The organism is Pseudomonas sp. KH_046_1, assembly GCF_057839025.1.
The window spans coordinates 4,955,798-4,979,176 of record NZ_CM174481.1 but is presented as its reverse complement, the minus strand read 5'-3'; the positions used below and the strand labels follow the sequence as shown (position 1 = coordinate 4,979,176).

At 59.3% G+C, this 23,379-nt stretch carries 23 protein-coding genes and 2 pseudogenes; 16 read left to right on the top strand and 9 right to left on the bottom strand.

Annotated features, from left to right (window positions below):
• Positions 1–53: 53 nt before the first annotated feature.
• Positions 54–524, bottom strand: coding sequence for a MaoC family dehydratase (locus tag AC3IT9_RS22790; RefSeq protein WP_007974451.1), 471 nt, complete (start codon positions 522–524; stop codon positions 54–56).
• Positions 525–566: 42 nt separating this feature from the next.
• Positions 567–1,511, bottom strand: a complete 945-nt coding sequence (locus AC3IT9_RS22785) for an alpha/beta hydrolase (RefSeq protein ID WP_489271094.1) — start codon at positions 1,509–1,511, stop codon at positions 567–569.
• A 245-nt stretch (positions 1,512–1,756) separates the two neighbouring features.
• Here AC3IT9_RS22785 and fadD2 point away from each other — a divergent pair, with 245 nt between their 5' ends.
• Together fadD2 and fadD1 are read left to right on the top strand one after the other, a co-directional pair.
• Complete coding sequence (fadD2, locus tag AC3IT9_RS22780; protein ID WP_150726672.1) at positions 1,757–3,445, top strand: long-chain-fatty-acid--CoA ligase FadD2; 1,689 nt, start codon at positions 1,757–1,759, stop codon at positions 3,443–3,445.
• Positions 3,446–3,829: 384 nt separating this feature from the next.
• Positions 3,830–5,530, top strand: coding sequence for a long-chain-fatty-acid--CoA ligase FadD1 (fadD1, locus tag AC3IT9_RS22775; RefSeq protein WP_353741497.1), 1,701 nt, complete (start codon positions 3,830–3,832; stop codon positions 5,528–5,530).
• Positions 5,531–5,667: 137 nt separating this feature from the next.
• Here fadD1 and AC3IT9_RS22770 read toward each other — a convergent pair whose 3' ends face one another.
• Positions 5,668–6,045, bottom strand: coding sequence for a hypothetical protein (locus AC3IT9_RS22770; protein ID WP_046042266.1), 378 nt, complete (start codon positions 6,043–6,045; stop codon positions 5,668–5,670).
• 354 nt (positions 6,046–6,399) lie between these two features.
• On the opposite strand from AC3IT9_RS22770, the gene AC3IT9_RS22765 reads away from it, so the two are divergent.
• Together AC3IT9_RS22765 and def are read left to right on the top strand one after the other, a co-directional pair.
• Positions 6,400–7,356: a YihY/virulence factor BrkB family protein gene (locus tag AC3IT9_RS22765; RefSeq protein ID WP_150756280.1), complete on the top strand. Its 957-nt coding sequence runs from the start codon at positions 6,400–6,402 to the stop codon at positions 7,354–7,356.
• Positions 7,357–7,358: 2 nt separating this feature from the next.
• Positions 7,359–7,898, top strand: coding sequence for a peptide deformylase (def, locus tag AC3IT9_RS22760; RefSeq protein ID WP_103397564.1), 540 nt, complete (start codon positions 7,359–7,361; stop codon positions 7,896–7,898).
• 126 nt (positions 7,899–8,024) lie between these two features.
• Here the strand turns inward: def and AC3IT9_RS22755 are convergent, their stop codons facing one another.
• Positions 8,025–8,441, bottom strand: a complete 417-nt coding sequence (locus AC3IT9_RS22755; protein WP_489271093.1) for a GNAT family N-acetyltransferase — start codon at positions 8,439–8,441, stop codon at positions 8,025–8,027.
• A 329-nt stretch (positions 8,442–8,770) separates the two neighbouring features.
• Here AC3IT9_RS22755 and AC3IT9_RS22750 point away from each other — a divergent pair, with 329 nt between their 5' ends.
• The 4 genes and pseudogenes from AC3IT9_RS22750 (at position 8,771) to AC3IT9_RS22735 (ending at position 12,353) form a co-directional block, all read left to right on the top strand.
• Entirely contained in the window at positions 8,771–9,712 is a 942-nt protein-coding gene (locus tag AC3IT9_RS22750; RefSeq protein WP_489271092.1) for a fatty acid desaturase, read from the top strand.
• A gap of 143 nt (positions 9,713–9,855) precedes the next feature.
• Positions 9,856–10,655 (top strand): annotated as a pseudogene (locus tag AC3IT9_RS22745) (phosphate/phosphite/phosphonate ABC transporter substrate-binding protein).
• A 139-nt stretch (positions 10,656–10,794) separates the two neighbouring features.
• Positions 10,795–11,343: a sigma-70 family RNA polymerase sigma factor gene (locus AC3IT9_RS22740; protein WP_150726665.1), complete on the top strand. Its 549-nt coding sequence runs from the start codon at positions 10,795–10,797 to the stop codon at positions 11,341–11,343.
• The gene (locus AC3IT9_RS22735; RefSeq protein WP_150757889.1) at positions 11,340–12,353 is read left to right on the top strand and encodes an ABC transporter substrate-binding protein; all 1,014 of its coding nucleotides are present in this window, start codon (positions 11,340–11,342) and stop codon (positions 12,351–12,353) included. Before AC3IT9_RS22740 ends, AC3IT9_RS22735 begins: the two co-directional genes overlap by 4 nt.
• A 129-nt stretch (positions 12,354–12,482) precedes the next feature.
• Here the strand turns inward: AC3IT9_RS22735 and gstA are convergent, their stop codons facing one another.
• Positions 12,483–13,085 (bottom strand): glutathione transferase GstA, encoded by a 603-nt coding sequence (gstA, locus tag AC3IT9_RS22730; RefSeq protein WP_489271091.1) that lies wholly within the window; start codon positions 13,083–13,085, stop codon positions 12,483–12,485.
• Between the two features lie 99 nt (positions 13,086–13,184).
• Here gstA and AC3IT9_RS22725 point away from each other — a divergent pair, with 99 nt between their 5' ends.
• On the top strand, positions 13,185–14,057 hold the full coding sequence (locus AC3IT9_RS22725) for a LysR family transcriptional regulator (protein WP_489271090.1): 873 nt from the start codon (positions 13,185–13,187) through the stop codon (positions 14,055–14,057).
• Positions 14,058–14,167: 110 nt separating this feature from the next.
• Here the strand turns inward: AC3IT9_RS22725 and AC3IT9_RS22720 are convergent, their stop codons facing one another.
• Positions 14,168–14,803, bottom strand: coding sequence for a glutathione S-transferase family protein (locus AC3IT9_RS22720; RefSeq protein ID WP_151213944.1), 636 nt, complete (start codon positions 14,801–14,803; stop codon positions 14,168–14,170).
• 425 nt (positions 14,804–15,228) lie between these two features.
• Here AC3IT9_RS22720 and AC3IT9_RS22715 point away from each other — a divergent pair.
• Positions 15,229–15,453: pseudogene (locus AC3IT9_RS22715) on the top strand (DUF6124 family protein); the annotation flags it as partial.
• Between the two features lie 161 nt (positions 15,454–15,614).
• Here AC3IT9_RS22715 and gntR read toward each other — a convergent pair.
• Positions 15,615–16,646, bottom strand: coding sequence for an HTH-type transcriptional regulator GntR (gntR, locus tag AC3IT9_RS22710; RefSeq protein ID WP_489271089.1), 1,032 nt, complete (start codon positions 16,644–16,646; stop codon positions 15,615–15,617).
• Positions 16,647–16,861: 215 nt separating this feature from the next.
• Here gntR and AC3IT9_RS22705 point away from each other — a divergent pair, with 215 nt between their 5' ends.
• Together AC3IT9_RS22705 and AC3IT9_RS22700 are read left to right on the top strand one after the other, a co-directional pair.
• Positions 16,862–17,395: a gluconokinase gene (locus AC3IT9_RS22705; RefSeq protein WP_150757878.1), complete on the top strand. Its 534-nt coding sequence runs from the start codon at positions 16,862–16,864 to the stop codon at positions 17,393–17,395.
• Positions 17,396–17,477: 82 nt separating this feature from the next.
• Positions 17,478–18,830, top strand: a complete 1,353-nt coding sequence (locus AC3IT9_RS22700; RefSeq protein ID WP_489271088.1) for a GntP family permease — start codon at positions 17,478–17,480, stop codon at positions 18,828–18,830.
• A gap of 181 nt (positions 18,831–19,011) precedes the next feature.
• Here the strand turns inward: AC3IT9_RS22700 and alaC are convergent, their stop codons facing one another.
• Positions 19,012–20,229, bottom strand: coding sequence for an alanine transaminase (gene alaC, locus AC3IT9_RS22695; RefSeq protein ID WP_489271087.1), 1,218 nt, complete (start codon positions 20,227–20,229; stop codon positions 19,012–19,014).
• A 137-nt stretch (positions 20,230–20,366) separates the two neighbouring features.
• Between alaC and AC3IT9_RS22690 the strand changes: the two genes are divergently transcribed.
• The 3 genes from AC3IT9_RS22690 to AC3IT9_RS22680 all read left to right on the top strand — a co-directional run bounded on the left by AC3IT9_RS22690 (position 20,367) and on the right by AC3IT9_RS22680 (position 22,169).
• Entirely contained in the window at positions 20,367–21,029 is a 663-nt protein-coding gene (locus AC3IT9_RS22690) for a LysE family translocator (protein WP_150726656.1), read from the top strand.
• Positions 21,030–21,096: 67 nt separating this feature from the next.
• The gene (locus AC3IT9_RS22685) at positions 21,097–21,582 is read left to right on the top strand and encodes a GyrI-like domain-containing protein (protein ID WP_150756291.1); all 486 of its coding nucleotides are present in this window, start codon (positions 21,097–21,099) and stop codon (positions 21,580–21,582) included.
• A gap of 98 nt (positions 21,583–21,680) precedes the next feature.
• Positions 21,681–22,169: a GNAT family N-acetyltransferase gene (locus AC3IT9_RS22680; protein ID WP_489271086.1), complete on the top strand. Its 489-nt coding sequence runs from the start codon at positions 21,681–21,683 to the stop codon at positions 22,167–22,169.
• A 137-nt stretch (positions 22,170–22,306) separates the two neighbouring features.
• On the opposite strand, the gene AC3IT9_RS22675 is transcribed toward AC3IT9_RS22680, so the two are convergent.
• The gene (locus AC3IT9_RS22675) at positions 22,307–22,792 is read right to left on the bottom strand and encodes a GNAT family N-acetyltransferase (protein WP_353741483.1); all 486 of its coding nucleotides are present in this window, start codon (positions 22,790–22,792) and stop codon (positions 22,307–22,309) included.
• A 141-nt stretch (positions 22,793–22,933) separates the two neighbouring features.
• On the opposite strand from AC3IT9_RS22675, the gene AC3IT9_RS22670 reads away from it, so the two are divergent.
• Positions 22,934–23,359 carry a YybH family protein gene (locus AC3IT9_RS22670; RefSeq protein ID WP_111279936.1) on the top strand — a complete coding sequence of 142 codons (426 nt, stop codon included), beginning with the start codon at positions 22,934–22,936 and terminating at the stop codon, positions 23,357–23,359.
• The last annotated feature ends 20 nt before the right edge of the window (positions 23,360–23,379 follow it).

Below are 23,379 nucleotides of genomic sequence, written 5' to 3'. Positions count from 1 at the left end.
TGACGCTATCGCGAGCAAGCTCGCTCCCACATTGTTTGTTTTTGACCCGTCAATCAGCCGATGCTGATTGCCGGCAGCTCCGTCAACGTCACGCTCTGTTGCTTGCGTGGTGCGAGGATTTCCGCCTCGCCATCCACCACCAGTTCATCGCGCTGGTTGAACACGCGAGTAGCGATGCGCACGCGAAACTTTGGCAGTTTTTCCAGGATTTCCAGGCGCACGGTCAGGGTGTCGCCGATCTTCACCGGTTTCTGAAAGCTCATTTGCTGGCCGATGTAGATGGTCCCCGGTCCAGGCAATTCGCAGGCGACCGCCGCGCTGATCAACGCGCCGCTGAACATGCCGTGGGCGATGCGTTCCTTGAACATGGTGCTGGCGGCGTATTCGGCATCCAGGTGCACCGGGTTGTGATCGCCGGACATCGCAGCGAACAACTGGATGTCGCGCTCTTCGACTGTCTTGCTGAAACTGGCGGTCTGGCCGACTTCGAGGGCTTCGTAAGGGGTGTTGGTAACCTGGGTCATCTGTCTCAATTCCTGTGACGAATTAAAAAATTCACAAAAAAACTATTCGGATCGGTGCGGCCGAGGAGCGCTCAAGGCCTGTGCGATCCAGTTCAGTACATCGGCGATGATTTCATCGCGGTTGCTCTCGTTGAACAGTTCGTGCCGCGCCTGCGGGTAAACGGTCAGTTGCAGGTGCTGGCTGCCGGCCGCCCGCAATGCGTCGGCCAGATCCTTGAGACGTTTGCCTTCGCTCACCGGATCACATTCGCCGCCAATCACCAGCAACGGCAGGCCCGGGTCGATCTGGGCGAGATTGGACGCTTTGCTGATTTGCTGCAAGCCGCCGAGCAAGTCGATCCACAGTTGATTGGTGCAACGGAAACCGCAGAGCGGGTCGTTGACGTACAGATCGACCTGCGCCGGATCACGGCTGAGCCAGTCGAACGGCGTGCGTGCCGGTTTGAATTTGTTGTTGAACGAGCCGAACGACAGCCATTCGATCAATGCGCTGCGTCCCTTGCGGCCCTGGCGCAGGCGTTCGAGACGGGCGATTTGCCGCGCCGCGCGATAAAGCGCCACGGGCTGGAAGTTCGAGCCGCTGAGGATTGCCCCGTGCAGGCTGGCACTGTGGTGCAGCAGATAGGCCTGGGCGATGTAACTGCCCATGCTGTGACCGAGCAGAACGATCGCAACGCCTGGGTACTGCTGGCCGATGTGCTGGTTGAGGCAGGCCAGGTCGCTCACGACCTTGCACCAGCCATCGTCATCGGCGAAATGCCCGAGTGTCCCGTTTTCGGCAGTTTTGCCATGTCCACGCAGGTCCGGCGCGCACACACCATAGCCCTGTTCACAGAGTTTTTCCGCCAGGGGGCCATAGCGACCGCTGTGTTCGGCCATGCCGTGGGCCAGCAGAATCATTGCCTTGAGGCTACCGTCGGGAAGCCACTGGTTGACGAAGAGGCGGCTGTGGTCGCTCGTGGTCAGCCAGAAAGTGTCATGGATCATGGCGGTTCCTTTGCATGAGGCTGCTTGGTCTGAAACAGCTCGTTGCAGTTTATAGCGCATCCTTGGCTGGGCGTCTGATCAGCCTACGCCACGGCGAGTAGATTCATACGGTCAATGACGACCGTGGGCATATTTGCCTGCTACGTCATAACTGCTAGTGTCCGTGAAGCTCCGCTTTTTGCATTTTTTTTGAAAAGTGACAGAAAAGTGGCCCCGGATAGATTCAGGTAAAGAGGACAACAACAATGCAACCTGATTTCTGGAATGACAAACGCCCGGCCGGCGTACCCCTGGACATCGATCTGGGAACCTACAAGTCGGTGATCGAGGTGTTCGAGCGTTCCTGCAAGAAGTTTGCTGACCGCCCTGCGTTCAGCAACATGGGCGTGACCCTGACCTACGCCGAACTGGAACGCCAGAGCGCCGCCTTCGCCGGCTACCTGCAAGCCCACACCGACCTGGTGCCGGGGGACCGCATTGCGGTGCAGATGCCCAATGTCCTGCATTACCCGATTGCCGTGTTCGGCGCCTTGCGCGCCGGGTTGATCGTGGTCAACACCAACCCGCTGTACACCGCGCGGGAAATGCGCCACCAGTTCAAGGACTCCGGTGCCCGGGCGCTGGTGTACCTGAACATGTTCGGCCAGAAAGTCCAGGAAGTCCTCCCCGACACCGATATCCAGTACCTGATCGAAGCGAAGATGGGCGACCTGATGCCCACCGCGAAGGGGTGGCTGGTCAACACTGTGGTGAGCAAGGTCAAGAAGATGGTCCCGGACTATTCCTTGCCCCAGGCCGTTTCTTTCAAGAGTGCGCTGCGCAAGGGCCGGGGCTTGGGTATCAAGCCGCTGAAGGTCGGTCTCGACGACATCGCCGTGCTGCAATACACCGGCGGCACCACGGGCCTGGCCAAGGGCGCGATGCTGACTCACGGCAACCTGGTGGCGAACATGCAACAGGCACGGGCCTGCCTCAGCCAGTCGGCCAGCGACGGTCAGCCGCTGCTGCGCGAAGGCCAGGAGGTGATGATCGCGCCGCTGCCGCTGTACCACATCTATGCCTTCACGGCGAACTGCATGTGCATGATGGTGACCGGCAACCACAACGTGCTGATCACCAATCCGCGGGACATCGGCGGCTTCATCAAGGAACTGAAAAACTGGCGGTTCTCGGCGTTGCTGGGGCTCAACACGCTGTTCGTCGCGCTGATGGATCACCCGGACTTCAAAACCCTGGACTTCTCCAGCCTCAAGCTCACCAATTCCGGCGGTACTGCGCTGGTCAAGGCCACCGCCGAGCGTTGGGAACAACTGACCGGTTGCCGCATCACCGAAGGTTACGGCCTGACCGAAACTTCGCCGGTGGCCTGCACCAACCCCTACGGCAGCCAATCGCGGATCGGCACGGTCGGCATGCCGGTGCCGGGCACCACGCTGAAAGTCATCAGCGATGACGGCGTCGAACAACCGCTGGGTGAGCGTGGCGAACTGTGTATCAAAGGCCCGCAGATCATGAAGGGTTACTGGCAGAAACCCGATGCCACGGCCGAAGTGCTGGATGCCGAGGGCTGGTTCAAGTCCGGTGACATTGCGGTGATCGACCCGGACGGTTTCGTGCGCATCGTTGACCGCAAGAAGGACATGATCATTGTCTCGGGCTTCAACGTGTACCCGAACGAAATCGAAGACGTCGTGATGGCTCACCCGAACGTCGCCAACTGTGCGGTCATCGGTGTGCCCGACGAGCGGTCGGGGGAGGCGGTGAAGTTGTTCGTGGTGGCCCGTGAGGCAGGGGTCAGCCTTGAAGAGCTGAAGGCTTACTGCAAGGAGAACTTCACGGCGTACAAAGTACCGAAGCACATCGTGCTGCGTGAGTCGTTGCCGATGACGCCGGTGGGCAAGATTTTGCGGCGGGAGTTGCGTGATATCGCCTGATCGGTGAATGGCCGCGCTTCGCGCGGATCGCGGGCAAGCCCGCTCCCACAAGGTTCAGTGTCGTACACAATGGATGTGAACGACGCGAACCCTGTGGGAGCGGGCTTGCCTGCGATGCTTTTCGGCGGACGCTAAAGCCCCGGTTTTCGTGGGTTACAGGGCTTTATAGGTTTTTTGCTCTAAAATGACCGTTTGAAAGTCTTGAGTCACAATTGTGACCGTAGAGGCCTCTTTTGGCTCTGGTCGACCCTTGGCAAAGCTGCTACTCTCGGCGCGCTTTGTGACTTCTCGGCCTTCTATCAGCCAGATTTACCAATGGCCAAACACCAATAATAATCGCATCAAATGCGGTGCTGAATTCGCGTTGCTGAGGAGTGGGCTTCCATGATCGAAGACTTTTGGAAGGATAAGTACCCAGCTGGGATTGCTGTCGACATCAATCCAGACGAGTATCCGAATATTCAGGCAGTGTTGAAGCAATCCTGCCAACGCTTCGCCAACAAGCCGGCATTCAGCAACCTGGGCAAGACACTCACCTACGGTGAACTGTACGAATTGTCCGGTGCGTTTGCCGCTTACCTGCAACAGCATACCGATTTGCAGCCTGGCGATCGAATCGCCGTGCAACTGCCCAACGTGTTGCAGTACCCGGTAGCCGTCTTCGGTGCCATCCGCGCCGGGCTGATCGTGGTCAACACCAACCCGCTCTACACCGCGCGGGAAATGGAACACCAATTCAACGACTCCGGTGCCAAAGCCCTGGTCTGCCTGGCCAACATGGCGCACCTGGCGGAAACCGTGGTGCCGAAAACCGGCGTCAAGCACGTGATCGTCACCGAAGTCGCTGACCTGCTGCCGCCGCTCAAGCGTCTGCTGATCAACAGCGTCATCAAGTACGTGAAGAAGATGGTGCCGGCCTACCACTTGCCCAAGGCCGTCAAGTTCAACGACGTGCTGAGCAAAGGCCTGGGCCAGCCAGTGGCGGAAGCCAACCCGGCCAGCGGTGATGTCGCAGTGCTGCAATACACCGGCGGCACCACCGGCGTGGCCAAGGGCGCGATGCTGACCCACCGCAACCTGGTGGCGAACATGCTGCAGTGCAAGGCGCTGATGGGTTCCAACCTCAATGAAGGTTGCGAGATCCTGATCACGCCGCTGCCGCTGTACCACATCTATGCGTTCACCTTTCATTGCATGGCGATGATGCTGATCGGCAACCACAACATCCTGATCAGCAACCCGCGCGACCTGCCGGCGATGGTCAAGGAACTGTCGAAGTGGAAGTTCAGCGGCTTCGTCGGCCTGAACACGCTGTTCGTGGCCCTGTGCAACAACGAAGGCTTCCGCAAGCTGGATTTCTCCGCGCTGAAAGTTACCTTGTCGGGCGGCATGGCCCTGCAACTGGCCGCGGCCGAACGCTGGAAAGCGGTGACCGGTTGCGCCATTTGCGAAGGCTACGGGATGACCGAAACCAGCCCGGTGGCGACGGTGAACCCGATCCAGCACATCCAGGTCGGCACCATCGGCATTCCGGTGCCGTCGACCCTGTGCAAAATCATCAACGATGCCGGTGTCGAGCAGCCGCTGGGCGAAATCGGCGAGCTGTGCGTGAAGGGCCCGCAAGTCATGAAGGGTTACTGGCAGCGCCAGGAAGCCACGGATGAAATCCTCGACAGCGAAGGCTGGTTGAAGACCGGTGACATCGCACTGATCCAGCCCGATGGCTACATGCGCATTGTCGATCGCAAGAAAGACATGATCCTGGTGTCCGGTTTCAACGTGTACCCGAACGAACTCGAAGACGTGCTGGCCACCCTGCCGGGCGTGCTGCAATGCGCGGCCATCGGTATACCGGACGAGAAGTCGGGCGAGGCGATCAAGATTTTCATCGTCGCCAAGCCGGGCGTGAACCTGACCAAGGAACAGGTGATGGAGCACATGCGCGCCAACGTCACCGGCTACAAGGTCCCGCGCTCCGTGGAGTTCCGCGATGCGCTGCCGACCACCAACGTCGGCAAGATCCTGCGCCGTGAATTGCGCGATGAAGAACTGAAGAAGATCAACGCGAAGAAAGCCACCGCGTAATCAACAAAAAGCCCCGCAGATGCGGGGCTTTTTGTATGTATCTGTAGGAGCGAGCTTGCTCGCGATGGACTCAAGAGCGCTGCGTTTAACCAATAAACACGCGTTATCGTTAACGATCATCGCGAGCAAGCTCGCTCCTACAAGCGAAACGGCGCAAAGTTGACGTTGGTGCCCGCCGGGCGCATGTCCTGCAGGAAGGAGTCCTTGTCGGCGCTCAGTTCCAGGCTCAATGCTGCCTTGCGCTTGCCTTCATTGCGCACGACCAGGCCTTCGAGCTTCTCGCGCAGGAACACCGTCGGCACTTTCAGGTGCAGCAGCTCGTCGGTGTCCGGCGTGTGCATCAGCAGGTGAATCCACTCGTACTGACCGATTGCAAGGCGCGTCACCGGGAGGTCGAACCACCAGATGTTGCGGTTACGGTTCAGTTCGGCGAAGTGGCAGTTGTTGACGCCAAGCACAGCACCGCCGAGTTCCTGGTTTCTGCGGGCAATGGCCTGCTTTTTATCGAGTTTCATAACGTTCCTACGGGATTGGATCTTCAGCGCCAAGGCCTGAATGTGATGCGCATTCTCAGGGGTTGGCCCGCAAACATAAAGCCCAACCTGCACTGAACGATGAAATGTCATGGTGAAATAAATGAAACTCCCTGCAAAAGCCCCCGGTCAACCTTGTGTAACGACTTTCCAGCATTGAAATGTCTTTAATGAAAAGAAGACGCGGCCATCTTCAGATGGCCGTTTTTGTGTCAGCCTGAACTTGCACGCTGAATTTGTTTCAAAGTCGCCAACTGGGCTACCTTGATGAAATAAAACAGCCCCTGAGTCGCCACGACTTCACCCCAAATCCGTATGCGGCGAATGGAGACGCGAATGATTTTCCCGGACATGAGAGGCTTGCCCCTGCACCGTGTGATGATGCGCACGGTTACCGAGTTCATCGCCGACGAGATGTCGACCTATGCCTCGGCGCTGGCCTATCAAATGCTGTTTTCGCTGTTTCCGTTCATCCTGTTCCTGATTGCCCTGATCGGCTTCCTGCATCTGCCCGACTTCTTCTCCTGGCTGCGCCTGCAATCGGAACTCGTATTGCCACCCCAGGCGCTGGAGCAGGTCAACCCGGTGATCGACCAGCTTCAGCAGTCCAAGGGGGGGCTGCTGTCAGTGGGCATCGTGATTGCGCTGTATACCGCCTCCGCCGGCGTGCGGCTGATGATGAGCGCGATGAACGCTGCCTACGACGTGGTTGAAGGGCGCCCGCTGTGGAAACGTTTTCCGTTGTCGATCATCTACACCGTCGGCATTGCCGGCATGCTGCTGATCGCCGCGGCGCTGATGGTGCTCGGGCCGCAGGTGATGAGCTGGATCGCTGCGCAGGTCGGCCTTGAGTACTTCATCGTTACACTCTGGACCATCGCGCGCTGGCCGGTGATCGTGATTCTGCTGATGGTCGCGGTGGCGTTGATCTACTACGTCATGCCCGACGTCAAACAGGAGTTTCGCTTCATCACCCCTGGCTCGGTGCTGGCGGTGGTGGTGTGGATCATCGCCTCCCTGGGCTTCGGTTTGTACGTCAAGGAGTTCGCCAACTACAACGCCATGTATGGCAGTATCGGTGCGATCATCGTGCTGTTGCTGTACTTCTACATTTCCGCCGCGGTGCTGCTGCTGGGCGCGGAGATGAACGCGGTGATCGAGCACATGTCGCGAGAGGGCAAGGACCCTGGCGAAAAAGTGGCTGGCGAGCATGGTCCCGTCCATGAGGAAAAACATCACGTGTCGGGCCTGGGCCGCGATCACTCACACAAACCGACCATTGATGAAATCTGATCATGATTCGTGAAATTCTGAAAATGGGCGATGAGCGCCTGCTGCGCATTGCCCCGCCAGTGCCGGCCGAGATGTTCGACAGCCCCGAGCTGTGGCAACTGATCGATGACATGTTCCAGACCATGGAAAGTGTGGGGGGCGTTGGCCTGGCCGCTCCGCAGATCGGTGTCGACCTGCAACTGGTGATCTTCGGCTTCGAGCACAGCGAGCGTTATCCGGATGCCGAGGCCGTGCCGCAGACGATCCTGATCAACCCGTTGATCACACCGCTGAGCCCGACCCTGGAAGAGGGCTTCGAAGGCTGTTTGTCCGTGCCTGGCCTGCGTGGCGCGGTGCAGCGTTACCAGCAGATTCGCTACGAAGGTGTCGACCCCAAGGGTGAGCCCATCGTACGCATCGCTTCGGGGTTTCATGCACGGGTGGTGCAGCATGAGTGCGATCACCTGATCGGCCGCCTGTACCCGTCGCGCATTACCGACTTCAGTAAGTTTGGCTTCACCGAGGTGATGTTCCCGGACCTGGATCCCAACGCGGACGATTAAATCGCCGCAAAACCCTGTGGGAGCGAGCCTGCTCGCGAAAGCGGTCTAACCGTCAGCATTAATAGTGACTGACACGCCGCCTTCGCGAGCAGGCTCGCTCCCACAGTTGATCTCCATAGGCTTGAGTTAAACGCCTGGCGCCAACCCCATCGCAATCATCGGCTTGCTGCGCGCATAACGGCCTAACCGTTCAACCATCGCGTAAGGCATCGGCGGATCGAACGTAAACCCGCGTCGCTCATAAAACCCTCGCAAATCCGGATGACAGAACAACCACACCGGCAGCTCGCACTCCTTCACCGCGGCCGCAATCAACCCGGCGGCAAGCCCCTGCTCGCGACACCCCGGATCGACAAATAACCCGGTCAGCCAATGCCCACCGGACACCGGACGCAAACACAGCACGGCAACAATCTGCTCACGTCGGGCCACCCACAGCTGCGCGTCGCGCACGGCTTTCATCGACGATTGGTGAGCGCGGTAGAACTTGTTCATCAATGGCCATAACGGCTCGTCGAGCAGGGTGAATTGGGTATCGGGCATGGTCTCGGACTGTCGGTGTGCAAAGCGGGCGATTATAAAAGAACGCGCTCGCCGGGATAGGTGTATACCTGATCTCACATCCCCATGAGTGGAGTACGCATCATGTCCAAAGGTCTGGATTCAAAGAAGGCGGCGAAAAAGAAACCGGTGAAAACCGCCATTGAAAAGCGCGCGGACAAGAAGGCCAAGAAGGTCGGCGTGTTCGGTCACTGATCCCTCGTTGCTTGATCGCTCCCATGCAACATGGGAGCGATCCTCCAGAAAATAATCTGCAAGATTTCCCAAGGCCAATGCACAGAAGGGGACTGGTCCCCGATCTGAGCTACGCCATGCCCCATTACTTTGATAGCGCCCACCAAGAAGAAATCGAATCCCTGCGCCGGCGCTTCACCGCGCGCACCGAATGGCCGACCTGGTTGCTGTTGATCGGTGTGTATGGCGGCTGGTTTGGCATCGTATTGAACAGCCATCGATTAGGTTTGTGGTGGAGCACGCTGTTGCTGATTCCATTGCTGGTGCTGTGGTTATCCGTGCAGCACGAGCTGCTGCACGGCCATCCCACGCGCTGGCCAACCCTGAACAAAATCCTTGGCTACGCGCCGTTTGCCGTCTGGTATCCGTACACCTTGTACCGCGATAGCCATTTGCTACATCACTGCGACGAAGACCTGACCATCCCTGGTCGCGATCCGGAAAGCCGTTACCTGAGCGCCTGGCAGTGGCGGGGCAGTTCACAGTTGTTGCGTAGCCTGCACTGGCTGAACAAAACCGTGCTCGGCCGCTTTGCCCTGGGTGCACCGCTGGCCTTGCTGGCGTTGGCCCGTGAAGAGCTGCAACGCCTGAGAGCGGGCGAGCGCCAGGCCTGGCTGATGTGGTTGAGTCACGGTTTGATGGCCGGGTTGATGCTGCTATTTATCGCGAACGTCAGCCTGTTGCCGGTTTGGCATTATCTGTTTTTGATCAGTGTGCCGGCGCTGTCGATCGCCATGATTCGTTCCTACTATGAACATCGACCTCATGCAGCGCCGGAGCAACGTACGGTGCTCAATGAAGCGGCGTGGCCGTGGCGCTGGCTGTTCCTGAACCTCAATTTTCATCTGGTGCATCACGAGTTGCCGGGGTTGCCCTGGTACGACTTGCCCCGCGCTTACCGGGCTCGCCGCGAGCAATGGCTGGCGCGTAGCGGCGGGTTTCTGGTGCGGGGATACGGGCAGTTGTGGCGTGAACATGGAGTGAAGGCCATCGACAGCCCGAGGCATCCGTTTTACTGATTTTTTGAATCGTCACTGACCTACTGTGGGAGCGAGCTTGCTCGCGATAGCGGTCTGACAGTCAACTTGTCTGCTGACTGATACACCGCCATCGCGAGCAAGCTCGCTCCCACAGGGGATTTACGTTGCATGGGACTATTTCGATGACCCAACACATCGCCGAACTGCTGATGTACACCGCCCCCGAACCCATCCACCAGGCCAACGAACGCTGGCTGGCGCGAATCCTCGAGCATCTGGGCGGCACCCGCCGTGACACCGAAGACCTGTCACTGATGCAGATGTGGTTGTCGCCGCACTTGCTGCTGACACAAACCTGCGGCTATCCGCTGATGACGGCATTGCGCGGCAAGGTCCGGGTGCTGGGGCGGCCTCGTTATGAGCTACCGGACAGCAGCGGCGGCAATCATTGCAGCCTGATTCTGGGACGCCTTGATGATGTACGGCCAACCCTGGCGGATTTTCGTGGCAGCCGAGGCGTAATCAATGGCCTGGACTCCAACAGCGGCATGAACCTGCTGCGCCACCGGTTGGCGCCGTTGCAGCGTGACGGGCGGTTTTTTGCCCGGGTCGGCATCAGCGGCAGTCATCGTGAAAGCCTGCGCTGGCTACGCGAAGACCTTGCCGATCTGGCGGCCATCGACAGCGTGACCTTTGCCTATCTGGCGCACCATGCCGCAGAGGAAGTGGCCGGTTTGCGCGTGATTGCCCGCAGCGCGCTCAGTCCTGCCTTACCGTTCATTACCGCCGCGACAGTCAGCGATGAGCAGGCTGAAGAGCTTCTGCGGGTGATGAACCTGGCGTTGCGCGAGTTGCCGCAGGTTGCCGAAACCCTCGGCTTACCAGAGGTACTGCCCGCCAACGAAAGCGACTATCAGGTTGTGCTCGACTATCAGCGTGAGGCTGAGGTGCCGAGGTGCTGGGGTATGGGGATTTGCGGTAGAGGTCTGTCAGGTGTTCTTTTTGATTCCATAAATGAATATAAAAATAAGTTTTAAGTATTATTAATGAATAAGGCTTCTTGCTAGGATTCGCCTCACCGGACCACCGGACATTCAGCGACCCCTAACCCAGGAGCCCCTATGTCCGGCGCCGATATTCTTCATCGCAAACACGTGGACGGCCTGTTCCGCGCTCACTACCACTGGCTCTGCACACGCCTGCGTCAGTCCCTGAACGATGCCGCCGCTGTCGAAGACATTGCCTGCGAAACCTTCGTGCAACTGCTGCAGGCCCCTGGCCTGACGGCAATCCGCGAACCCCGTGCCTTGCTCACCACCATCGCCCAGCGCCTGCTCTATCAGCGTTGGCGTCGAGGTGACCTGGAGCGCCAGTACCTTCAGCAACTGCAACAGGCCGAGCCGATCCACGCCGAATCGCCGGAGGAACTGGCTCAGTTGTCCCAGACCCTGACCCGTGTGGATCGCAGTCTTCAGCGGCTGCCCGGCAAAGTCCGCTCGACCTTCCTGCTGTCGCGGATCGACGGCCTGACCTATCCGCAAATCGCCGCTGTGCTGGGCATCTCGCTGCGCTCAGTCAGCGACTACATGACCCGTTCCCAAGCCCTGTGCGACCGGCACAGCGCCAATCAATTCCTGAACAGCCCACTCCAGAACAAGAGGTCCGCATGAGATCGATCAAAACTCTGCTCGGCAGTTCGCTGCTGGCCCTGAGCCTGTTGTCCCACCCGGCATCGGCCACGGAAAAAACGGCACCTATTCACTTTGGCGACATCACTTGGGAAAGCGGCAGCCTCATCACCGAAATCCTGCGGCTGATCGTTGAAAAAGGTTACGGCTATCCGACCGACACGCTGCCGGGCAGCACCGTCAGCCTTGAAGCGGCGCTGGCCAAAAACGATATCCAGGTCATCGGTGAAGAGTGGGCCGGACGCAGTCCCGCCTGGGTCAAGGCGGCGGCGGAGGGCAAGGTGTTCGGCCTCGGCGATACGGTCAAGGGCGCCACTGAAGGCTGGTGGGTGCCGGAGTACGTGATCAAGGGCGATCCCGAGCGCGGCATCAAGCCGTTGGCCCCGGAGCTGAAATCCGTTGCTGATCTGGCGAAATACAAGGACGTGTTCCGCGACCCCGAGGACCCGAGCCGCGGACGCTTCCTCAACAGCCCGACTGGCTGGACCTCGGAAATCGTCAACAGCCAGAAACTCAAGGCCTATGACCTGACCACCAGCTACGTCAATTTCCGCACCGGTTCCGGCGCAGCTCTGGACGCAGAAGTCGCGTCGTCGATCCGCCGTGGCAAACCGGTGCTGTTCTACTACTGGTCGCCGACACCGCTGTTGGGGCGTTTCAAACTGGTGAAACTCGACGAACCGCCGTTCGACGCCGAGGCCTGGAAAACCCTGGCCGACGCCAACAACCCGAACCCCAAAGGCACGCGCTCGATGCCGGCCAGCCTGGCCATCGGCGTATCGGCACCGTTCAAGGCGCAATACCCGGACCTGGTGACGTTCTTTGAAAAGGTCGATTTGCCGATCGATCTGCTGAACCAGACCTTGGGCCAGATGAGTGAAAAGCGGCAGAAACCCCGCGAAGTCGCCGAAGCGTTTTTGCGTGAACAGCCGCAGGTGTGGAAGGGCTGGGTGCCGGGGGAGGTGGCTACCAAGGTGAGTGCCAACTTGTAGTTTTGTAGTGTCTGGAAGGTAGCCATCGCGAGCAAGCTCGCTCCCACATTGGATCTGTTGCGCCCACTCATCCCGTGGTCAACAAAGATCCCCTGTGGGAGCGAGCCTGCTCGCGATTGATCTAACGTCCTACGCCAACTCGGCGGCCAACGCCGCTTTCACCGCCGGCCGCTGATCCACCCTGGCTTGAAACCTTGCCAACGCCGGCCACTCATTCAATTGAATGTCGAACAACCGAGCCCAACGCAGCACCGTAAACAAATACGCATCAGCAATGCTGAACCCGCCCGCCATCAAGTAATCCTGCCGCTCCAACGTCTGGTTCAACACGGCAAAACGCTTGAACAGTTTCTCCTTGATCAGCGCTTTCACCTCTTCGGAAAATCGAGCGTTGAACAGCCAACCGAGCCCGCCGTGAATCTCCGTCGAGATGAAGTTCAGGTATTCCTGCAATCGCACCCGCTCAAATGTCCCCTGGGCTGCGGCCAGTTTCGCGTCTGGATGTAGATCAGCCAGGTATTGCAGGATCGCCGGGCCTTCGGTCAGCACTTCGCCGTTATCCAGTTGCAAGGCGGCCACGTAGCCTTTGGGGTTGATGGCGAGAAAGTCGTCGCCGTCGGCAGTGGTTTTGCTGATGTTGTCGACGCGGATCAATTGGAAAGGCAGTTCCAGTTCGCGCAACACAATGTGTGGCGCCAGCGAGCAGGCTTCGGGGGCGTAATACAGCTTCATGGGGCGGGCTCTGGTTGTGGATTTACGCCAGTGTCATAGTGCGCGGCGCCAACGGTAAAATTAATCTTTCAGAAAACTGCCACAAGGAAAGCTACTGCCATGATGAACCTGATGCACTGGCGAATGGTGGTGGCCGTGGCGGATACCGGCAACATCACCCGGGCCGCCGAACGGGTCGGCATGACCCAGTCAGGGGCCAGCCAGGCCCTGGCCTTGATCGAGGAAACCCTGGGCGTTCAATTGTTCACCCGGGAAAACCGCCAGACATTGCCGACAGCCATCGGCCTGCCGGTCATCGAGCAGGCACGGACCATGCTCGGTGCGCTGCAAGCCATTCGCAGCACTGTCGAGGCCGCAAAAGGTGTTGAACGCGGGACGATTCGCCTGGCCAGTTTTCCCATGGTCCTGGCGACCGTTCTGCCGCCTTTGCTGCGCCAGTTCAACCGGCTTTACCCCGGCATTGAGGTGGTCGCCCTGGAGGTCAGCGATGACGAAGTGGAAACTTTGCTCGGCGCGGGACTGGTGGATGTCGGCGTGGTGCTCAATCCGTCTGCCGAGCGCAAGGCCAGTCCTTTGGGACGCGATGCCTGGATGGCGGTATTGCCCGGGGGCCATCCGCTGGCGCGGCGTTCCCATGAAGAAGGCGTCTGCCTCGAAGAGTTGGTGACGCAACCTTTTGTACTGGCCACGGGCGGTTGTTCGACCAATGCGCGAAGCCTGGCTGCCGATGCGGGGCTGCAACTGCAGGATGTGCGTGTCGAGGTCCGTGAGTGGAGCAGTGCGTTCACCCTGGTGCGGGAAAACATCGGCGTGAGCCTGGTGCCGGAGATGACGCTGCCGGGCAATCGGCAAGGTTTGCGCGTGGTACCGGTGTTGCCGCGGATCGAGCGCGAGTTTGCCTTGGTGGTCGCGGCGAACAAACCACCGTCGGCGGCGGTGCAGGCGCTGCTGGACATGCTCGACGGACGGTAACCCCCGACAAGCCGCTGAACCGATTTTGTCCTCAACGCTGGCAGACTAGTGGCCTTGCAAGCCCGAGGTTGCCTTGCTGTGTGGCGATCCAGGCGGCAACCTGCGGCCATTCAAGGCAAGCCATTGCAACAATGCTTCAGGAAACCGGGGTGTTGCGCCAGGCGTTTGAAATATTCATCGACGGCGGGGTAGTCAGGACGGTCGATCGGCGTCATCAGCCAGCGATTGACCGACAAACCGATGACAACGTCGGCCAAAGTAAACTGTGGTCCGGCGACATACGCCTTGGTGGTCGCGAGTTGATGTTCGAGGATGCCCATCTTCTGGTTCCAGCCGCGGATGCCGACTTCGAGGCGATGCGCGTCCTGGAACTCCGGGTCCTTGCGCACCAGCGCCATGAACGCATAACTCCACGACGGATTGAGCTCGGTGGCTTGCCAGTCCATCCACTGTTCCACCCGGGCGCGTGCGGCCGGTTCGCCAGGCAGCAGCTCGTGGTGGTGTTGGTGTTTGCCGGCCAGATAGCGGCAGATCGTATTGGATTCCCACAACACGCCAGCTTCATCGATGATCACCGGCACTTGTGCGTTGGGATTGAAGCGCAGGAACTCGGGGCTGTGGGTGGACGCAAAGCCACTGCCCCAGTCCTCGCGTTCGTAGGCAATACCCAATTCTTCGCAGGTCCACAGGACTTTTCGGACGTTGATGGACGAGGCTTTGCCGAGAATCTTCAGTGTGTGTTCCATTTGAGCTACTCCATCGCGAAAGGCGTAGGTGTAATTGTAGGAGTGGTCTGTAGGAAAGGCGTTTCGGCAGGTTTCCGCTGCCTACGATTTATTGCGTCATTGCCTACAACTACGCCAGAATCCGCCGGCTTGTGCGCCTGGTATCCGGACTCTATCGTTCCGCGTCGCTGCAAAATCAGCGATCGGGTCTAGCAGCCTGGATACTTTAGGCGCATAGCGTCCACCACTCGTGAACAGGTGTTTTTTATGCCTGTCAGTTCATGTTATGGCGGCTGTGCGCGGGAAGATCTTCGGGTCTACCGGGTTCTAGAGTCCTGGTCTGCTAGCCCGCGCACGGCTGCCACCTTATTTTCGTCTAGCAGCGAATCGTGGCAGCTCCATCACTCTAGGAGCATCACCATGTTCAAACCCACGCCGACCCCCCCCCACGCAATCCCAGCCCAATGTTCTCCATCTCACCCGGCATCAATAACGAAACTCTGTTGGCGCACGCCTGTGAATCGTTGGCCTCGGCGAGCGTCATGACCAATGACTTTGCTGCTTTTCTGGAAGGTAGCCAGCGCAATACGGCGCTGGCGATTGCACAGATCATCATGCTGGCTGAACTGGCGGTGAACCGGGTGCTGGATAACCTCGATCCGCAGGATTAATCGCGGAACCTGTGGCGAGGGAGCTTGCTCCCGTTCGGCGGCGTAGCCGTCGTAAACCATGACATTCGGTGTGCCAGATCCAGCGGGGAGCGCAGGTTTTGGGGGCTGCTTCGCAACCCAACGGGAGCAAGCTCCCTCGCCACAATGGGTATGTGTCGCGCTTATGTACTCTCCCGAACCTTCAACTCAAACCCCATGTCCTGCACCGGCTTGGCCACAGTATTGCCGGCCATCAGCGTCAGCATCTGCTCCGCTGCGCGTCGGCCGATGGCTTCGCGCGGGGTGTTGATGCTGCTCAGGCGCGGGACCATGTGTTCGGACATGGGCAAGTCGTTGAAGCCGAGGATCGCCACTTGCTCGGGGATCTTGATTCCGTGTCGCATCGCTTCGAGCAGCGCGCCCTGGGCCAGGTCGTCGTTGCCGAAGAAGATCGCATCGACATCCGGGTGGCTGGCGATCATCTGCAAGAACAATTCGCCGCCCAGGCCGACCGAAGACGAGCGGGGCGTCAGCACTTCCAGGTCCGGGTCATACAAACCGGCTTTTTGCAGGGCTTTGCGGAAACCTTCGCCGCGCAGCAAGGTGCGCTGGTCCAGTTGTGCGCCGATGTAGGCCAGACGTTTGCGGCCGCGAGACAGCAAGTGTTCGGCAGCCGTTTCACCAGCCGCCAGTTGCGAGAAGCCGACGCAATTGAGCCCGGCGGCGCTGTCCAGCTCCATCATGTACACGCAGGGAATGTTGCTGGCTTCGATCATCCGCCGCGAACTTTCGGTGCGGTCGAAACCGGTCAGCAACAAGCCGCGCGGCTGATAGGCCATGTAGTTGCGCAGCAGGTTTTCTTCTTCATCGCGCGAATAATGGAAGTTGCCGATCAGCACTTCGAAGCCCTTGGGGCGCAAAACCTGATGAATGGCTTCCAGGGTGTCGATGAACAAAAGGTTGGACAACGACGGCACCAACACCACCACCGATTGGCTCTGGGCCGAGGCCAGGGCGCGGGCGGCGGGGTTGACCACATAGTTGAGTTCCAGCGCCGCTTTTTGCACCTTTTCCACCAGCTCGGTGGCCACGGTGCTGACCCCGCGCAAGGCGCGGGAGGCGGTGATCGGGCTGACGCCGGCCAGTCGGGCCACTTCGTTCAGGGTAGGGCGGCCAGTGGTGCGGGTATTTTTATCGTTTTTAGTTGGATTCATCGACGGCTTGCCAAACAAAATTCAAGGCACTAAGGTAGCGCTGTCTCGATGCAGCTGCAAATGCGTGAGCGAGGGTTCGCCTGATCCTCTCTTTTTGGCGTTGAGACCTAACCTGCTGCAACCCACAAAATGACAAGAAAGGCGTCGGCAACATCTGCTTTTGATCTAGTGTCATAACTGGCAAAGGTAGCGCTGTCTGCGCGCTGAGGTGTTACATGAATCATCCCATCACCGCCCTGGTCATCATGGGCGTTGCCGGTTGCGGCAAGACGTGCGTCAGCGAGGCCCTGTGCCATTTGAGCGGCGCCACGGCCATTGAAGGCGACTCTTTTCACCCTGCCGCCAATATCGAAAAGATGAGCGCGGGTATTCCCCTGAACGATGAAGACCGTGCCGGCTGGCTCGACAGCCTGTGCGATGAACTGCGCCGTGTCGACGCCATGGGCCAGCGCCCGGTGCTGACCTGTTCGGCGCTCAAGCACGTCTATCGCGAACGTCTGCGCAGTGCCTTGCCGGGCCTGGGCTTCGTGTTCCTTGAATTGACCCCCGAAGTCGCCGCCGACCGTGTGTCCCATCGGCCAGGCCACTTCATGCCGTCGACCCTGATCGACAGCCAGTTCGCCACCCTCGAATCGCCCGTCGGCGAGCCGTTGACCCTGGCGCTGGATGCTTCGACCCATAGCGTCGAGCAACTGGCGGCGCAGGCTCATGTCTGGTGGCAGGCGAACGGCCTGAAGCAGGCGGTATGACTGTGTTTGCAAAGACAGCGCTGTCCTCACGGCTTCTGACTAACCCGCTTTAAATAACAACAACAACCAGGAGACACCCCTAATGTTTGGCATGTCCCACGAGACGTTCCTGCTGCTCGATGCAGTGGTCACGGTGATCGGGCTTATCGTCCTGATCACCAAGTTCAAGTTGCACCCATTTCTCGCACTGATCATCGCCGCAGCCTTCCTCGGGCTGACCTCCGGCATGCCGATCGGCACCATCATCAAAGCGTTCCAGGACGGCTTCGGTGGCGTGCTTGGCTTTGTCGGCATCATCTTGGCGCTGGGCACCATGCTCGGCAAAATGATGGCCGAGTCAGGCGGGGCGGATCAGATTGCCCAGACGTTGATCCGCGCCTTCGGCAAGGACAAGGTGCAGTGGGCGATGATGTTCGCTGCGTTCCTGGTCGGCATTCCGCTGTTCTTCGAAATCGGCTTCGTGTTGCTGATTCCATTGGTGTTCATCGTGGCCCGCCGCACCGGCGTGTCGATCATCAAGATCGGTATCCCGCTGCTGGCCGGTCTGTCCGCGGTACACGGCCTGGTGCCACCGCACCCGGGTCCACTGCTGGCCATCGGCGTATTCGGTGCCGACATCGGCAAAACCATTCTGTACGGCCTGATCGTAGCGTTGCCAACCGCCATCATCGCTGGCCCGATCTTCGGTACGTTCATTGCCAAGCACATTCCCGGTCATCCGAACCAGGAGTTGGTGGATCAATTGTCCCGCGAAGCGGATTCGGCCGAACTGCCGAGCTTCGGCATCACGCTGGTGACCGTGCTGCTGCCGGTGTTCCTGATGCTGCTCAAGACGTTTGCCGACGTGGTGCTGCCCGATGGCAACATCTTCCGCGCTTTCATGGACTTGATCGGTCACCCGATTTCAGCGTTGCTGCTGGCATTGCTGCTGTCGCTGTATACCTTCGGCTACAAGCAGGGCATCGGTTCCAGCCAAATGATGAAATGGCTGGACGCGAGCCTTGCGCCGACCGCTGCGATCATCCTGATCATCGGTGCCGGTGGCGGCTTCAAGCAGATGCTGGTGACCAGCGGCGTGGGTGACGTGATCGGCCACATGGCGGTCAATGCACAGATCTCGCCGATCCTGCTGGCCTGGCTGGTGGCGGCGGTGATCCGTATCGCGACCGGTTCGGCGACCGTGGCGACCATCACTGGTGCCGGCATCGTGGTGCCGGTGGTGGGGATGATTCCTGGGGTGAACCGTGAGTTGCTGGTGCTGGCCACCGGTGCAGGTTCCCTGATCCTGTCCCACGTCAACGACGCCGGTTTCTGGCTGGTCAAGCAGTACTTCAACATGACCGTGGCTGAAACCTTCAAGACCTGGACCGCGATGGAAACCATCCTCTCCGTGGTTGGCCTGGGCTTTATCTTGTTGTTGTCGCTGTTCGTCTAAGCGATTCGACAGACACAAAAAAACCGCAGCGATGCGGTTTTTTTGTGGGTGATCGAATTCAGGGCTGAACATAGAACAAATGTGGGAGCGGGCTTGCTCGCGAAGAGGCCGGTACATTCAACATCTCTATTGACTGATACACCGCATTCGCGAGCAAGCCCGCTCCCACAGGGGATAGGTGTCAGGCGTTGGATTTGTTGACTAACCCATCCGCCCGGAACATCCCGCGAATCCCGCGCACGGCCTGACGAATCCGGTCCTGGTTTTCGATCAGGGCAAAGCGCACGTGATCATCGCCGTACTCGCCAAACCCGACGCCCGGCGAGACACACACCTTGGCCTCTGCCAGCAGTTTTTTGGCAAACTCCAGCGAGCCCAGGTGCGCATAAGCCTCGGGAATCTTGGCCCAGACGTACATCGAGGCTTTCGGGTTTTCCACCATCCAGCCCAGTTCATGCAGGCCCTTGACCAGCACGTTGCGTCGCTGCCGATACTGCTCGGCGATGTCGCGCACGCATTGCTGGTCGCCTTCAAGCGCAGCGATGGCCGCCACTTGCAGCGGGGTGAAGGTGCCGTAGTCGTGGTAGCTCTTGATCCGTGCCAGGGCGTTGACCAGTTCCGGGTTGCCGACCATGAAGCCAATGCGCCAGCCGGCCATGTTGTAGCTCTTGGACAGGGTGAAAAACTCCACCGCAATGTCCTTGGCCCCCGGTACCTGCATGATCGACGGGGCTTTCCAGCCGTCGTAGACGATGTCGGCGTAGGCCAGGTCGTGCACCACCAGCACGTCGTACTGCTTGGCGAGGGCAATGACACGCTCGAAGAAATCCAGCTCCACACATTGGGCGGTGGGGTTGGACGGGAAACCGAGGATCATCATCTTCGGCTTGGGGATCGAGCCGCGAATCGCCCGCTCCAGTTCAGCGAAGAAATCCACGCCCGGCACCAGCGGCACCGAGCGCACCTGGGCGCCGGCAATCACCGCGCCGTAGATGTGAATCGGGTAGCTCGGGTTCGGCACCAGTACGGTGTCGCCCTGATCCAGGGTCGCCAGCATCAAGTGCGCCAGGCCTTCCTTGGAGCCGATGGTGACAATGGCTTCGCTTTCCGGGTCGATGTCGACCTCGTAGCGGTCCTTGTACCAGTTGGAAATCGCCCGGCGCAGGCGTGGAATGCCCTTGGAGGTGGAGTAGCCGTGGGTGTCTTCACGCTGAGCGACCTGCACAAGTTTTTCGACGATGTGCGGCGGCGTGGCGCCGTCGGGGTTGCCCATGCTCAAGTCGATGATGTCTTCGCCACGACGACGGGCGGCCATCTTCAGCTCGGCGGTGATGTTGAAAACGTAAGGGGGGAGTCGATCTATGCGCGCAAAGCGGCGCGGCGAACCTTGTTCGGCCATTGTTGCCTCGGATAACGTAAGCGCCCGGAACCGTCCGAGCGACGCAGGTCAGCGGTGACCTGTGGCGGAATGTAAGGGCTGCTGTGGCAGACTGTCCAGCCTCAATGTAAACAAATTTGTCCGAAGGATAGGGTTCGATGGAATTTACCAGCGGCTTCTTGCTGAGCCTCTCGCTGTGCCTGGATATCGGCGTGGCCAATATCGCGATGATCACCCTGGCCATGCAACGCGGCTATTTCCAGGGCTTTGCCCTGGGCCTCGGGACCTGTGTCGGCGACCTGATCTACGCGGTACTGGCGCTGGCCGGCATGACCGTGTTGCTGCAGTACGAAAGCGTGCGCTGGGTGTTGTGGATCGGTGGCTCGGCGCTGCTGGTGTACTTCGCGGCGAAGATGATCTATTCGGCGATTCACCACGAGGCGCTGCTGGCCGAAACGGCGGAGGTCGGGAACAACTCCCACCGCAAGGAGTTCTTGCGCGGGATCTTTCTCGCCATGTCTTCGCCCAGTGCGATTCTCTGGTTCGCGGCAGTGGGCGGCACCCTGATCGCTCGTTCCGGTGGCGGTGGCCCGCTCAGTTCGGCACTGTTTCTCGGCGGCTTCCTCTGTGCCGGGTTGCTCTGGTCGGCAGGCTTGTGCTTCGCCGCGAGCCATGGCGGCAAGTTGCTGGGCGACAAATTGCTGCGTTATTCCTATATGGCATCGGCAGCGATCTTCTGCTATTTCGCGGTCTACGTGATCCTATCGGGTTACAACGAATTCGTTGGCGTCGCTGCCGTCGAGCAATTGCACGCACTGTAATTGGGCGAATCGGGTTTGGCTTCTATACTCCCAGCCGAACCCATTTTTATGCGTCAGGAGTCGAGTCATGGATGAGTTAGCACGCGTCGAACTGACGCAACCACGCTTCGAACACGGGCACTTCCTGCTGATTGCAGGACTGGGCGGAACATTTACCCAACAAACCGTTCAAGGTATTCCCGAACTCTGGGAGAAGTTCAACCCGCATCTGGGCCAAATTCCGGGTCAAAAAGGCGAAGTCACTTACGGCGTCTGCTGCAATTTCGACGGCAAGGGCGGTTTCGATTACATCGCAGGGGTCGAGATCAGCAAGCTCGACGATTTGCCGGAAACCTACCGCTGGGTTGAAGTGCAGCCGCAGTATTACGCGGTGTTCGAGCACAAGGGGGCGCTGGATACCTTGTCGCAGACCTTTCGCTACATCTTCGACACCTGGCTGCCACAGTCCGGACACCAGGCGCTGGACGCCCCGGAGTTCGAACGCTACAGCGAAGACTTCAACCCCAAGCTCAACACCGGCAAACTGGAAATCTGGCTGCCGATCAAGGCGTGACACGTGTATCGAGAGACGGATCAGCCGATTCGTCTCTCGATGTCCCACGGCGGCTGATTTATCATCCCCAGCCTTTCCCACGCTGATTCCGAGCTGCCATGAACACCGTCATCCGCAACGTCACCCCCGCCGATCTGGACCGCTGCTTTGCCATCGAAACCCTTGCCTATGAAGGTGACGAAGCCGCGACCCGCGAGAAGATCGCCACCCGCATCGCCACCTGGCCCGAGGGTTTTATCGTTGCGGAAGTGGATGGAGTTGTTGCCGGTTTCATCAATTCCGGTGCGGCGTTTCAGGTGGAAATGTCGGACGAGGCGTTCAAGGAACTGATCGGACACGACCCGGCCGGGCCGCACGTGGTGATCATGTCGGTGGTGGTGCACCCGGATTATCAGGGGCAAGGCCTGGCCAAGCGCCTGATGGGCGAGTTCATCGAGCGCATGCGTGGGATGGGCAAGGTCAGTATCAACTTGATGTGCAAGGAGCGGCATATTCCGTTGTATGCCGGTTTTGGCTTTGCCTATATCAAACCCTCGGCGTCCGACCATGGCGGCATGGCGTGGCATGAGATGATTTTGACGCTGTAAGACTGTTGGAGATCCCCTGTGGGAGCGAGCCTGCTCGCGATTGCGGTACAACATTCAACAGAGATTTCGGCTGATAGTCCGCTTTCGCGAGCAGGCTCGCTCCCACAGTAGTTTTGTGGTGTTGGTGGGGGCCGTGCCTAGAACACCAACCCCATCCGCCGCTCATAACCGATCCGGCCCTTGTACGCCTCGCCGCTGTCGACAAAGCCAAACCTGGCATACAGGGCGATGGCGGCTTCGTTGTCGGCATCCACCGACAACTCCAGCCCCCTGATTTCCGGCCAGGCCAGGCGCGCCGCTTCGGGCAGCGCTTGCAGGCAGGCCTTGCCGTAGCCCTTGCCCTGGGCGTGCTGATCGACCTGTAGCGCATGCAGGGTGGCGCTGTGTTCATCGGCCCAGGCCGGCAACACTGGCGGGCGCTTGAGCAGCAGGAACGCGACAGGCACATCCTCGGCCAGCAGGGCAAATCCCTTGACGCCGGGTCCGGGCTTGGACAACAACGTGTGCAAGGCGCCGTGGATGTCACCCGAGAATCTGATCTGTTGCGAATGTACTTCAATGGCCTCGACCTGTTGGCGCTGCAGCGCATTCAGGCTTTCATAAGGCACGAGTCGGGCTGTCACTGGAGTGTCCTTTTTCCAACGGAAATGAACCTCGGATTCTAGCGAGTTTGGCTTTATGGTTTATTTTTATTTCGTCTGTCGATTTGCCGGATCGCCGGACGACTAAGGGTGTCTTCACTATAAAAACCACGGAGAACCACCATGAACTCGCAAACCCAAATCCAGAACCTCATCGAGAACTATCGTCAGGCGGTCATGGCCAAGGACATTGAAAAAGTCATGGCTCTTTATGCCGATGACATCGTCTCCTTCGACGCGGTCAAGGCCCTGCAATTCAAAGGTAAGCCGGCGTATCGCGCGCATTGGCAGGCCTGTATGGAAATGTGCCCCGGCCCTCACATCTTCGAATTCCACGAAATCACCATCGAGCCGTCCCAGGAAATTGCGTTCGCTCACTGGCTGGCCCATTGCGGTGGCACCAACGACAAGGGCGAAACCCAGTCTTGCTGGATGCGCGTCACCGCCTGCTATCGGCAAGAAGCCGGGCTGTGGCAGATCGTCCACGAACATTGGTCGGCACCGTTCGACATGACCAGCGGCGCGACGCTGTTCGATCTCAAACCCTGATCGTCGGGAAGCCGAGCCAG